At 44.7% G+C, this 12,875-nt stretch carries 10 protein-coding genes and 1 CRISPR repeat array; of the genes, 1 reads left to right on the top strand and 9 read right to left on the bottom strand.

The genetic code is table 11. From position 1 onward, the window contains the following. Positions 1–150 precede the first annotated feature (150 nt). The 5 genes from B9Y59_RS04910 to ispD form a co-directional block, all read right to left on the bottom strand. The gene (locus tag B9Y59_RS04910) at positions 151–1,431 is read right to left on the bottom strand and encodes a CdaR family protein (RefSeq protein WP_085532132.1); all 1,281 of its coding nucleotides are present in this window, start codon (positions 1,429–1,431) and stop codon (positions 151–153) included. Further along, the gene (gene cdaA / locus B9Y59_RS04905) at positions 1,428–2,321 is read right to left on the bottom strand and encodes a diadenylate cyclase CdaA (protein WP_242967247.1); all 894 of its coding nucleotides are present in this window, start codon (positions 2,319–2,321) and stop codon (positions 1,428–1,430) included. The genes B9Y59_RS04910 and cdaA overlap by 4 nt, the downstream gene beginning before the upstream one ends. A 118-nt stretch (positions 2,322–2,439) precedes the next feature. Then, complete coding sequence (locus tag B9Y59_RS04900; RefSeq protein WP_054324096.1) at positions 2,440–3,582, bottom strand: aminotransferase class V-fold PLP-dependent enzyme; 1,143 nt, start codon at positions 3,580–3,582, stop codon at positions 2,440–2,442. Continuing rightward, on the bottom strand, positions 3,579–3,809 hold the full coding sequence (locus B9Y59_RS04895) for a putative Se/S carrier protein (protein WP_242967246.1): 231 nt from the start codon (positions 3,807–3,809) through the stop codon (positions 3,579–3,581). Before B9Y59_RS04895 ends, B9Y59_RS04900 begins: the two co-directional genes overlap by 4 nt. Positions 3,810–3,897: 88 nt before the next feature. Beyond that, positions 3,898–5,070: a 2-C-methyl-D-erythritol 4-phosphate cytidylyltransferase gene (gene ispD / locus B9Y59_RS04890; protein WP_085532130.1), complete on the bottom strand. Its 1,173-nt coding sequence runs from the start codon at positions 5,068–5,070 to the stop codon at positions 3,898–3,900. 364 nt (positions 5,071–5,434) lie between these two features. Between ispD and B9Y59_RS04885 the strand changes: the two genes are divergently transcribed. Further along, on the top strand, positions 5,435–5,917 hold the full coding sequence (locus B9Y59_RS04885) for an acyl-CoA thioesterase (RefSeq protein ID WP_054324098.1): 483 nt from the start codon (positions 5,435–5,437) through the stop codon (positions 5,915–5,917). 226 nt (positions 5,918–6,143) lie between these two features. Here B9Y59_RS04885 and B9Y59_RS04880 read toward each other — a convergent pair whose 3' ends face one another. The 4 genes from B9Y59_RS04880 to cas2 all read right to left on the bottom strand — a co-directional run bounded on the left by B9Y59_RS04880 (position 6,144) and on the right by cas2 (position 12,872). Next, positions 6,144–6,770, bottom strand: a complete 627-nt coding sequence (locus B9Y59_RS04880; protein WP_054324099.1) for a cytidylate kinase-like family protein — start codon at positions 6,768–6,770, stop codon at positions 6,144–6,146. A gap of 117 nt (positions 6,771–6,887) precedes the next feature. Beyond that, positions 6,888–9,077 carry a DNA topoisomerase III gene (locus B9Y59_RS04875; protein ID WP_085532128.1) on the bottom strand — a complete coding sequence of 730 codons (2,190 nt, stop codon included), beginning with the start codon at positions 9,075–9,077 and terminating at the stop codon, positions 6,888–6,890. Positions 9,078–9,341: 264 nt separating this feature from the next. Next, positions 9,342–11,039, bottom strand: a complete 1,698-nt coding sequence (gene ptsP / locus B9Y59_RS04870; RefSeq protein WP_085532126.1) for a phosphoenolpyruvate--protein phosphotransferase — start codon at positions 11,037–11,039, stop codon at positions 9,342–9,344. 447 nt (positions 11,040–11,486) lie between these two features. Beyond that, positions 11,487–12,405: direct repeats of the CRISPR family, unit length 33 nt; unit sequence ATTTCAATCCACACCCTCCGCATGGAGGGTGAC. Positions 12,406–12,581: 176 nt separating this feature from the next. Further along, positions 12,582–12,872, bottom strand: coding sequence for a CRISPR-associated endonuclease Cas2 (gene cas2, locus B9Y59_RS04865; protein ID WP_085532124.1), 291 nt, complete (start codon positions 12,870–12,872; stop codon positions 12,582–12,584). Positions 12,873–12,875: the final 3 nt, after the last annotated feature.

Genomic DNA, 12,875 nt, shown 5'->3' with positions numbered 1-12,875 from the left:
ACCATTTTGAGAATTCTTATTCAATACCTATGGCCCTCACACAAAACTCTTTTCATCATAAATCCGTTTTTCTCATCCATCTGGATAACAGCAAAAAAGGAGCAGCTTGCCAAACAACAAGCATGCTCCTTTTCTACCGTCTATTTCATGCTATTCCATTTTTGCACTTACACCAATATTGACCATATAGCTGCCATACACCCAGGAATTTGGGGCGCCTGTCACCGAGATGGTCACAGGAACTTCCGTCTGTCCGGTAAAGTTCTCTTTTCCTGTCATATCAATCTGTGCAACCAAATTGTTTTCTGTAAATGCTTCAATTTCACTCGGAGGACCGACAATGGTCACGCTTAGGCTCTGTGTATAAACTTCTGCCTGATACCCAGCGGGAAGATTTTTAAAGGTGATTGTATCCGGATTGAGCGCCATCGTGCGGGTGGTAAAGGTATCAAGATCCAGTTTCACCTTTGCTGTGTAAATATTACTGACGTTTTTAAAGCCGGTTGGTAAACTGACATCCACATCAAATTCATCGCTCGAAGGGCTGATCGTTGTGAAATCAATTGCAGGCAACGCCAGCTCCGAAATATTGGCGAATGCGTCCTCGGGCCCGGCTACTTCAATTTCTTTCGGCTCCACAGTCACACGGCTTTCAAAATCGTCCAATCCACTCGGCTTACCAGTAAACTCCACTTGCAACGGCAGCACCTTGCGGTACAATACATTGCACGTGACATCCACTGCGTCCATACTCAAGGTCAAGCTATCGCTTTTGATCTCATTTCCATCCGCATCCAGCATCACCAATTTGCCCGTAAAATGCTTTGTCTCCGTCAAAGGCGTCTTGTCCTGTTCATAGGGGATGGTCACCTTTGCAACCTGATCCACCTCTTGCTTCGGCCCCGACACGGTCACACTGTCGCTGGAAAGTGTCGGCGCATTCAGGTAATACTGCGGGTCTACCGGCGGTGTAATCTGACTGGTATCGATATTGAACACCTTTTCACTATAATAGTCCACAGTGACCAAAATACTGGACGGTTCAATGGACACCACCTCATAGTTGGAAAGGTTCCCCAGCTTTGTGGCGGATAACTCCAATTTGTAATTGCTGACCGGTCCGGTTAGGGAAGCAGCCTGCTTTGCTTCAATCTGTAAATCTGTATTTTTTACCTGATTGACCGTCAGACTGTTCCCTTTTATTGCGACCTTCGCTTTCGCATTGACCGGGCTAAAAACCTTTAGGCCCGACTGCTGCGCCGAATCCGATAAATTCACGACAATCGGTACGTCTGTCACAGTGCGGGGGATTTCTTCGGTATTGCGTGTTGCAAATACCACCCAAATCACCAACGCACAAAAAACAGAGAAAATCATTACAAACTTATTGTTGTAAAACAAACTTCCTAAACTGATCTTTTTATGACTCATGATTTTCTGCCCCTCCTGATGGAAGGAATTCTACTCGCACGTTTCTCACCATTTGCATTTTCTTCCGGCAATAACAAAGCTTCCAAAGCGCTTTGCAGAGTTTCGCGCGTATAATTCCGCGTTAAAACGCCATTGACCGCGATGGATATTTGGCCTGTTTCCTCCGAAACAACCACTACGATCGCGTCCGAATTCTCACTCATACCGATCGCTGCGCGGTGGCGCGTTCCCAAATCAATGCTGACTTTATCGCTCTTTGTCAACGGCAAAATACAGCCCGCAGCATAGATCATTCCATCCCGAATGACCATTGCGCCATCGTGAAGAGGCGCTTTATTCCAAAAAATATTCCCAATGATCGGTACCGAAGGCTCTGCATTGACGATGGTACCCGTATCAATAATATCCCCCAACTTCGTCTGCATTTCAAACACCATTAAGGCGCCCGTTTTAGATTTCTGAAACTTTCCGGCCGCCTCAACCACAGCATTGATGCACTTACGTTTTTGTTGTAAGACTTTTTCAGCCTCTTCGGAGGAAATCTGAAACCAATACTTACTTCCAATTTTACTACGGCCAATCTGTTCCAGCGCCCGACGGATCTCCGGCTGGAAGATTACCAACAGGGCAATAATGGTAAAATTGAAAAAATAGTCCAAAAGGGTTTTCATCATATTCAGATGGATGACAACCGATGCAACATATACACCCATCAAAATAATAATACCCTTTACAAGCTGTTCTGCGCGTGTTTCGCGGATCAGCTTGATTCCATTATAAATAATAAAGGAGACCAGCAATACATCCAGTGCGTCACTCAGCTTAAAGGTGTGAACCAACGCAACAAACGTATCCCACAGTCCTGTGATAAACTCCATATTTTCTTGCACCCACTATCTTCCGATTTTCACAAGCTCCATGTATATTTTGACTTCCATATGTCTTCATATAATAAAAATATCCAATATAATTTTAGCACATTTAATTGGATATGCAAATGCTTTTCATTTATTTTCTATGAAATTTCATAATCGTGTTGGAAAACACACGGATCTCATTCATATTGTTGAATGCGGAAGGGCAAACGCGAACAGCCCCTTGTTCCAACGTTCCAAAACTTTCATGGGCCCTTGGCGCGCAGTGCAGACCTGCCCGGACCGCAATTCCTGCTGTATTTAGCTTTTGTGCAACGGTTTCACTGCTGACATCCTTTACGTTAAAGGAGAGCACAGGAGCAAAATAGGGTTCCACCGGCTCCGGCGTATAAAGCTGAATCGCTTCCATTTGGGAGAGACTGCGATAGAGCGCTTGGACCAGCCCCAACTCATGCCGGTAGATTCGTTCGATTCCTTTACTCTTTACAAATCGGATTCCTGCACGAATCCCGGCGATTCCAGGCACATTGACTGTTCCACTTTCCAAGCGATCTGGCATCGTTTCCGGCTGATCTAATGATATGGACGCCGTACCGGTCCCTCCCTCGATCAGCGTTGCCAATGAGGCTCCATGGGGCGTAACAAGTATACCCGTCCCCATCGGTGCATAGAGTCCCTTGTGAGAGGCAATGCAGAGATAATCAAAACGACACTCTTCCATATTGATTGGCAATACCCCGGCGCTCTGTGCACAATCAATCGCAATCGGAATTCCATATTCATGACCCAATGCCGCTAACCGTTCGATGGGCAGGCGAATTCCCCATACATTGGAAACATGTGTACAGACAATCAGCTTTGTATTGGCACGCAACGCCTTTCGGAAGGCATCCACCGTGGCATCGTTGTCCCCCGGAACCACTTGCGCTTCCGTATAGGTAACGCCTTTCTCCTGTAAAGCCCGAAGCGGACGCATAACCGCATTATGCTCCAGGTTGGAAGTAACCACATGATCCCCGGGTTTTAACACGCCCTTTAACACAAGGTTGATGGCAAGTGTGCAATTGAGTGTAAACGCAACACATTCCGGCCCGGGCGCATGGAAAAACTCTGCAACTTCCGTCCGGCACCGATAGAGTTCTTCCGCGGTCTCCATGGACATCTTATGGCCCGCACGTCCGGGATTGGCGCCGTACCTTCGCATGGCCTCATCGACAGCACGGATCACCTGTGGTGGCTTTGGATACGTGGTAGCGGCATTGTCCAAATAAATCATCCCACGTCCTCCCTTTCCGCACGGCCCAGCACACGAATACCGGCCTGTGTCAAAATCTCCTGCGCTTCATCGGTACGGCTAGGGACATATATGCTATAACCGCACCCGGCGTTTTCGTTTCCGTGCGGCGTTCGTTCTACATAGGACTTGATGCCATGTTGAAAAAGCAGGTCTCGCCCCTTCATCGCATACGTGATGGAGCTAACCATAATCATAGGCTTGCCCACAAGTATCACCTCTCTGTTTTTATTACCAGAGTATGCCACAAACAAGCCCTTTGACTATTTCCTAGGAAAGAACAACCCTTTCCTCTGCTTATTTTTCCAATAAGCACACCGCATGAACGGCAATCCCCTGCTTCTCGCCAGTAAAACCGAGCCCTTCCTCTGTGGTTGCTTTGATACTCACCTGGTCCAAAGTGATCCCCATGGCGTCTGCCAATCGACTGCGCATGGACTGGATATAGGGTTTCAACTTAGGTTCCTGTGCCAAAATAGTAGCATCTATGTTGGCAATCTGGTAATCATGCTTTTGCAACAAGCGAACAACCTCTTGCAGAAGCAAGATACTATCTGCACCTTTATAAGTAGGATCTGTATCTGGAAACCATGTGCCGATATCTCCCAGGGCAGCTGCCCCCAACAATGCATCCATTACTGCATGTGTTAAAACGTCCGCATCTGAGTGGCCCAGTAGCCCCTTTTCATAAGGGATTTCGGTCCCACCCAAAACCAGCTTTCGGTCCGAGGCTAGACGATGTACGTCATATCCATGGCCAATTCGCATCCAACCGCCTCTTTTCTGTTTCAAAATAGCCTCCGCCGCAGGGAGATCCTCCGGCGTTGTAATTTTTATATTTGTATATCCCCCGGTAAACAGATGGACCTTATAACCTATATGTTCTACCAATTGGCAATCATCTGTATAATCCGCACACTCTTGGTCTGCCAAGGATAAGGCTCGCTCATAGAGGCCCCGCTCAAAAACCTGAGGGGTTTGAACTGCGCGCAAAGAGTCACGAACAGGCGTAGAGGAAATAAATCCATCGCCATCCTGTATTTTTATTGTATCCTTGACTGCGGTACAAAGGGTCGCTGCTCCATATTTATACGCATCTTGAACCGTAGCATCAATCTCTTTTGGTTGAATAAGCGGTCTCGCTCCGTCATGGATTGCCAGATAGGCAGTGTCTTTTGGTACAGCGGCCACCCCTGCCGCCACAGAGCGCTGACGCGTTGTCCCACCGGGAACGACTGCATACAACTTATGAACCGCATACTGATTCGCTAACTGTTGCATAACAGCCCGATCTTCTTCACGGCAGACTACCACAATGCTTGAAATATGTTCCGCTTGCTCAAAAGCAAGCATGGTATGTACAATAACCGGTTTTCCGCATAAAGCGAGAAACTGTTTTGACATTTGTGCACCCATACGGCTGGAATTTCCCGCCGCTACAAGGATGGCACAACAGGACTTCCAAGGCATTTCCCCGCCTCCTTTCTGCATAGGAACCATTATAGCTACAAAAGCTACCTGGTGCAACTACAATCCTGTTACCACTTTCCCGCTAATTGCAACCTTTTGTTCACGATTTCGTGCTCTTAACCAAAGCGGCTTTACAGCGCGGAACATTTTAAGTTATAATAACCTCACGGCGTTAGCGGAAATCAAAGATTTCCGACGCCTGAGAGAGCATTGAATCTCAACCCAATGACTACGAAACACTTCTACCTTACCTCTCTCCAATCGTTCATTCAGGAGCTTCTCGTCAAAAAGTTCCCCTATTGTTCCCTCAATTATATGGATACAAAACCACTCTATGTAAATTCAGATGAAAGGACTTAATTATATGGAAAATAAGCTATCTGCAAAACGTGTCGCAGATTCTGAAGTAGAACAAGTACAGGCTATAATGCCAAACCACTTAAACGGGTCCGGCCGTGTGTTTGGCGGACAACTTGCTGCCTGGATCGACATTGTAGGCGGAATTGTGGCACGCCGCCATGCAAATCGGAATGTTACTACCGCTGCAATTGATAATTTGCAATTTAAAGAAGCAGTCTATGAGAACAGTATCGTTGTCCTTCACGGGAAAATTACTTACGTTGGACGGACCTCTATGGAAGTTCGTGTTGACAGTTTTGTCGAGAGTCTTTCCGGAGAACGCAAGCTTGTGAATACCGCCTATCTGGTAGAAGTCGCCCTCGATGATGATGGCAACCCGACAACCGTTCCAGGGCTTATACTAGAAAACTTTCAGGAACAGGCCGAATGGGAGGCCGGTGAAAAACGTCGGGAGTTGCGCCATCAACGGCATCGAGAAGCATTTTAATGATACACCTCTTTAAAGGGGAAAGATATATGTTCACTTTTCGCCGTATTTCGATCGATCCTTTACTGAGAAAAATCACTCTGTTAGGACGAAACTCTGCGCAACTACCCTTTTTAAAGCTTTGACATTCAGCAAAACATATCCCCAAGACGGTGACTCTATTGTACGAAAACCCTCTCGGAATTCTTTCTAATTCCGAGAGGGTTTTTATTACGTTATTGGGGACTCAATCGCCAAGCTTTATTGCCATGTACGCTTTCACCAAGGCCATGCACTTTTCCCACCCTAGATCACTACTATTCAAACAGAGATCATAATTATCTGCATTGCGCCAGTCACGCCCTGTAAAATAAAGATAATAATCGCCACGACGCTTATCCATCTTGCGAATGTAACGTTTCGCTTCGTCCTCATCCATATTTCCGTGAACCATCATCGTCTTTTCTACACAATAGTCAAACGGAGCATGTACATACACACGTATGACATGTTTACAGTCTTTTAAGATAAAATCAGCACACCGGCCAATAATGACACAAGACTCTTTCTCTGCTAAATCCCGGATTACTTTGGCTTGATAATTGAACAAATTCTGATCAGATACAAAATCCTCGCTGTCCGGCGGAATGATTTCGCCAGTATATGCACTTTTGCGCGGTTTAAAGAGGCGAGGCGTTTTTAACTTTTCATCTGCCTGTGCGAAAAGATGTTCATTAATACCACTTTCATCGGATGCCAATCGAAGAAGTTCCATGTCATAGGCCTTAACCCCCAAATCCTCTGCCAACATTTTTCCGATCGACTTGCCGCCGCTTCCATATCCACGTGCAATTGTAATAACAAACTGTTTCATTCCATTGCCTCCCAAATATAACAGGGTTCCACTTTTAATAATTCTACCGTTCCTATCTTCATTATAGAATATTTAGGATTCAATAACAAGGATTAATCGGTTATTTTTGTGTGTTATTTACACATCCTTACTCGATCTTTTCCTTTTTTCTTCTTCTAAACTTTTCGCCCAGGCTGCAGCAAATGCGCTGACCCCTTCATTTTTTTGTTTATTTTGATTTTGCAAATACTGCTGAACATCCCGCTTGGAAGCCCCGGAACGTTTTCCCTGCCCCTCAAAAAATTTATCCGCCTTTGAACGAAAACCGCAGCGGCAGGCAAATGTCTTTCCCTCCCCTTCTCCGAAAAGTTCCATAAATTTGTGGCAATTGGGACAACGAACCCGGGTTTCTGTCACCACATTTCGCCGGTAACCACAAGCCCGATCCTGGCAGACCAACATCTTTCCCCGTTTACTATTGACCAAAAGCAGATGCTTTCCACACTCGGGACATATTTTCTGCGTCATATTCTCATGGACATAGGTGGCTTCGCTGTTGGCTACAGTCCTGACTAGGGAGGTTGTATATCCTCTGATCTCCTGAAGGAAATTTTTCTTATTTTCCTTTCCTTGGCTAATTTTTTCCAATCGTTGTTCCCAACGTGCCGTGAGTAACGGCTCCTTCAAATCGGAAGGCACCAAACCGATTAACTGAATCCCTTTAGAAGTTGGAATCAATGTGTTCCCCCTTTTTTCCACATAAAAAGAACTGAACAATTTCTCAATAATATCGGCTCGAGTTGCAGGCGTTCCCAAGCCTCCGCCAATATATTCCTTCATCTTCTTATCTTCGATAAATTTAGAAGGATTCTCCATGGCGGAAAGCAGTGTCGCTTCCGTATATCGCGCTGGTGGTGAAGTCTTTTGGGCCTTCAGCTGAGTTGTTCTACATAGAAAAGTATCTCCCTGATGCAAACTTGGGAGCACTTGCTCTGCGGCTTCCTCGTCATCCTCATCCAGCCCTTTCTCAACTTTTTTCCAGCCGAGTTCGATGATCTCACGCCCTGCTGCAGAAAATGTTTCACCCTCTGCAGTTAGATCAATACGGATTTTTTTGTAATCATAACTCGGATAAAAACAAGTGAGGAATCGCTTCACTACCAAAGTATAGATACGCCTTTCCTCTTGATTAAGGTTTAGTAAATTGACTTGCTCTTCCGTAGGAATAATTGCATGGTGATCGGTAACCTTTGCATCGTTGATACATGCACGGGAAATATTCTTTCGTGTACGGAAAATTTCTCCAACAATTGTACCGAATTCCCCGTGATTGACTGCACGTAAACGTTCCTGCAAGGTCGGTACAATGTCTGCTGTCAAATAACGGGAATCTGTACGCGGGTAAGTAAGTGCTTTATGATTTTCATACAATCGCTGCATGATATTCAACGTCTGTTTGGGAGAATATTGATACAACTTGTTTGCATCGCGCTGAAGTTCGGTTAGGTCGTATAACATAGGGGGCGGTGTAGAACCAAATGTCTTTTTTACCTCTGTAATCCGAAATTTTTTTCCTAGAATCTTATCGGCAATTGCCTGCGCACGGGCCTTTTCGGAAATAGCAGTCTGCTTTTTTTCGTCATGCCAAGTAACAAAAAATTCTCCCAAGTCTGCACGGACCGTGTAATAGTCTTTGGGAACAAAGCGTCGGATTTCCTCTTCCCTCTGAACAAGTAGTGCTAGCGTAGGAGTCTGTACACGTCCAGCAGAAAGCTGTGCGTTAAACTTACAGGTCAAAGCACGAGTAACATTCAAGCCAACCAGCCAATCCGCTTCCGCGCGGGACTGGGCAGACATATATAATGGGAGATACTCTTTTCCATCTTTTAGCTTTGCAAAACCTTCTCGAATGGCACGATCCGTCTGTGAAGAAATCCAAAGCCGTTTGATCGGCTTATGAAAGCCTGCCTTCTCCAGAATCCAACGTGCTACAAGCTCTCCCTCCCGGCCTGCATCTGTCGCAATGACCAATGATCCCACTTCAGGATTATGTAACAACTTTTTTACAATACTGTATTGTTTACTCGTCTCAGGAATCACCTTTAGTTCCATTTTCTCCGGCAACATCGGTAAGGTGTCCATACTCCAGGTCTTATACTGTTCCCCATATGCTTCCGGCTCCGCCAATTCGACAAGATGTCCCAAAGCCCATGTAACAATATATTGACTTCCAGATAAAAAACCGTTTCCTCCTTGACGGCATCCCAACACCCGTGCCAATTCTCTCCCTACTGATGGCTTTTCCGCCAACACCAATATTTTTGCCATCTACATAATCGCTCCCCTTCTATATCGTTTTTCATTATTTAATATTGTTCGTATATCATTCAATAGAAACCCTGTTGGAAATAATGTTTATCTAAACTTTTGGCATTTTAACTCAAAATACAAATTTTCTTCTATTGAGTTAGACTGCGTAAATATCACAATCATTGAATCGACTTTCTTTAAAGAACAAATCCGCGCGTCTTTTACGAAGTTTATTCTTGATAATATTTAATCGGAGGTATTTAAGATAAAAGGGCGTGGATCTCACGCCCTTTTATCAGTTATCTCTCCCGGTTCTCTACAAAACTGCCGGATAATATGCTCTTTATTCTCCCCTAACGTAATCTGACGAATCATCCGCCGAATCTCCAAAACGGATGATGGAGCAACCGATAACTCATCCACCCCCAACGCGAGATAAAAACAAAGCAACGCTGAATCTGCAGCTGATTCTCCACAAATTTCAATTCGTATTCCATGCTTTTTAGCGTTCTTAACCGCTATATCAATCATTCGTAGTACAGCTGGATGACGTGGATTATAAAGAGCCGTCACCGAAGGATTCATCCTATCCACAGCCAATGTATACTGTGTCAAATCGTTTGTCCCAATGCTCAAAAAATCCACGTGGGATGCAAGTTTATCACTCAGCAAGACTGCAGCTGGCGTTTCTACCATCGCTCCAATCTCAATCCGATCTGCCACCTCAATTCCCTGATCGGACAACTCTTTCTGTGCTTGTTGGAGCAATGTCTTCGCCCTTATGAGCTCCTGTTCAGAGGTAATAATGGGAAACATAATCGCAACACGGCCATATGCAGAAGCACGTAGTATTGCCCGAAGCTGTGTCATAAATAAACCAGGACGTCGCAAGCTAAACCGAATCGCCCGACATCCCATAGCTGGATTGATTCGGTCACTATAGCGCCACTGACCAATTTCTGGTTCTTCACTGATGTCAAGCGTTCGAATGACGACACGTTTCCCATGCATTTTTTCCAACACCATTTTATAAGCGCGGAATTGTCCTTCTTCAGAGCAATCCATGTTGCTGCCCAAATAGAGAAATTCTGTGCGCAACAGTCCAATTCCATCTGCATCATTATCCAACACCTGTTGAACATCCTCTGCATGTCCGATGTTCGCATGTACATCGATACGGTAACCGTCTTTCGTTACAGAAGGACACCCCCGCAGTTCCCGCAAAGCACGCAAATGTAAAAAATATTGATACTGCCGGTCGCTATATTCCCTCAACGCCATCACGTCCGGGCTCAATACAACATCTCCGGTAAATCCATCTACAATTACATTTTCTGCTTGAACCAGTCCTTTAAAGGATTCCTTTAGCCCTACAACAAATGGTATGCCTGCATTTCTCAGAAGTATAGCAGCATGTGAATAACAGGAACCATTTTGAGATAAAAAGGCCAGCACCTTCTTCCGATTGACCGTTACTACTTCGCTCGGCAAAAGCTCTTCAACTGCAATAATGCCCTTTCCAATACTCTCATATAATGGTTCTACATTTTCCAAATTCAAGTAACGAAGCAGATGTCTCGATATATCCAAAATATCCGTATCGCGTGCGCGCATATATTCATCTTCCATCTTAGAAAAAAGCTGATAGAAGTGTTGGGCAGTCATATATACAGCTGACTCGGCCGTCACATGATCCTGAAGGATGTGTTTCTGTATATCTTCGAAAAAATCGTGATCTTCAAGAAGTAAAATATGGCTTTTAAAGATTAAGGAGTCTTCTGCCCCAAATTTCTGAAACGCTTGACGATAAAGCTGGCGAATGTTTTGTTCTGCGGCAATGCGAGCGGCATCCAAACGTTGAATTTCTACCTGTGCATCCTCGGATGACAAAAGATGTTCCGTCTGCGCATAAGGCTGCCGAATACAGAGTTTCCCAATAGCAATTCCTTTCGATGCAGCTACTCCTCGAATGCTACGCATATTTTCACCTCCAATGCAACCTCAATTTCAAACTGTTACACGGAGAAAACTTGAACTTACTGTTTCTCTCATCTTAGCGCAAGAGGACGGAGTATGTCAACCATTCTAAATTCTTAGGGAATCACTACTTCCCTACAATAGGAACAAATCTTCCTTTTTCCTTTCTAATAAAAATATATTATTAATTTATATAATTTCTTGTCTTTTTGATTCGAAAGGAAACCCGTTCATAACGGATACATTATATCATTAAGCTGAAAATTCTTCTATAAGAGATGCAGAGAAGTCAAAAATTTTCTTCCTGATAATATAAATTTTTCTGATTATATTACATATCCTTCGCATAACATGGAACTTCCCTCCAGGTTATGTTTACTTCTGCATTCAGATTTCAATTTGTCTGGAGGGTAACATCTTATCGTCTTGAAAAAAGTCCACATCTAAAGGATTTCAATCCACACCCTCCGCATGGAGGGTGACAGCAAAAGCCGCTGGTATATCAACAGCATATGTGTGATTTCAATCCACACCCTCCGCATGGAGGGTGACGGTGGCAGTACGTTGTGCTGCCTCCACTTCTCCAAATTTCAATCCACACCCTCCGCATGGAGGGTGACGTGGTGTGGTACGGCCTTAACTGGAGCTTCGAGCTATTTCAATCCACACCCTCCGCATGGAGGGTGACCCCACGGAGTACCTGCTCGGAAGCGGCGTATTCGAATTTCAATCCACACCCTCCGCATGGAGGGTGACTTCAGGGCTGGGCGGCTATCTTTTTTTACTGCTTTGATTTCAATCCACACCCTCCGCATGGAGGGTGACGTCATACCTCCCCTAAATATAAATCTCCACTATAATTTCAATCCACACCCTCCGCATGGAGGGTGACCTGTAAAATCCCCATCAGAATTTGTTACTGTAGCTATTTCAATCCACACCCTCCGCATGGAGGGTGACCCAAACTCCCATAAACTCTTGGACAGGATCATCCGATTTCAATCCACACCCTCCGCATGGAGGGTGACCCGTCTGCATAGTGTTTAATAATCCATATTTTACGCATTTCAATCCACACCCTCCGCATGGAGGGTGACGCACCAAAAGTATACAAAATGTTCACTGACATTTAGTATTTCAATCCACACCCTCCGCATGGAGGGTGACCGAAACAGGGTTGACCGCTACAAGCACCAAAAGCATTTCAATCCACACCCTCCGCATGGAGGGTGACGTGAGGTGGACAACATGCCGAGAAAAACATATTCGATTTCAATCCACACCCTCCGCATGGAGGGTGACCAGAGGATGCCGCCCCAATGCGCAAGCCAACGAAATTTCAATCCACACCCTCCGCATGGAGGGTGACAGCAAATTCGCATAATAAATCATATAGTCTCAATTCAATTTTTATTAAATTGCAACTTATATGAAATTTTTAAATTTAACTACTCATTTAAAATCTATCCTGCCTTAAATCGCAATGTTTCAATATATGGTGCGAACCTCTCTAGTCTTTTTTGTTCCCTTTTTGTTCGCACTCAATTATATCATAAGAACTCCCTCCGCTTCATAGGTTGGTTTCGCACCTACATGTTCTACTTTTGTTTGATAATGATTTCCTAAATAGTAAAAACGTAGGCTATCCTTTTGGGGATCAATTATTTGTTCAAGTAAATACTTTACTTTGCAGCATTGCGCTGCATCTAAGATACATTCAAACACAGAATTCTGTACGCGCTGTCCATAATTGATACATTGCTTTGCAACTTTTCGCAGTCGCTTCTTTCCCGCTTCTGTCTCTGTGTTGACATCATAAGTGATCAAGACCAACATACC

It is taken from the genome of Anaeromassilibacillus sp. Marseille-P3371 (assembly GCF_900169665.1).
In the GTDB taxonomy this organism is placed as follows: Bacteria; Bacillota; Clostridia; order Oscillospirales; family Acutalibacteraceae; genus Anaeromassilibacillus.
Note: the sequence above shows the minus strand (reverse complement) of the source record. Positions and strands in the feature narration are given on the sequence as shown.

Bases quoted from the DNA above. Each gene is read 5' to 3' on its own strand.
- B9Y59_RS04910 (WP_085532132.1), bottom strand. From the start codon at position 1,431: ATGAGTCATAAAAAGATCAGTTTAGGAAGTTTGTTTTACAACAATAAG.
- B9Y59_RS04900 (WP_054324096.1), bottom strand. From the start codon at position 3,582: ATGATTTATTTGGACAATGCCGCTACCACGTATCCAAAGCCACCACAG.
- ispD (WP_085532130.1), bottom strand. From the start codon at position 5,070: ATGCCTTGGAAGTCCTGTTGTGCCATCCTTGTAGCGGCGGGAAATTCC.
- B9Y59_RS04885 (WP_054324098.1), top strand. From the start codon at position 5,435: ATGGAAAATAAGCTATCTGCAAAACGTGTCGCAGATTCTGAAGTAGAA.
- B9Y59_RS04880 (WP_054324099.1), bottom strand. From the start codon at position 6,770: ATGAAACAGTTTGTTATTACAATTGCACGTGGATATGGAAGCGGCGGC.
- B9Y59_RS04875 (WP_085532128.1), bottom strand. From the start codon at position 9,077: ATGGCAAAAATATTGGTGTTGGCGGAAAAGCCATCAGTAGGGAGAGAA.
- ptsP (WP_085532126.1), bottom strand. From the start codon at position 11,039: ATGCGTAGCATTCGAGGAGTAGCTGCATCGAAAGGAATTGCTATTGGG.
- cas2 (WP_085532124.1), bottom strand. From the start codon at position 12,872: ATGTTGGTCTTGATCACTTATGATGTCAACACAGAGACAGAAGCGGGA.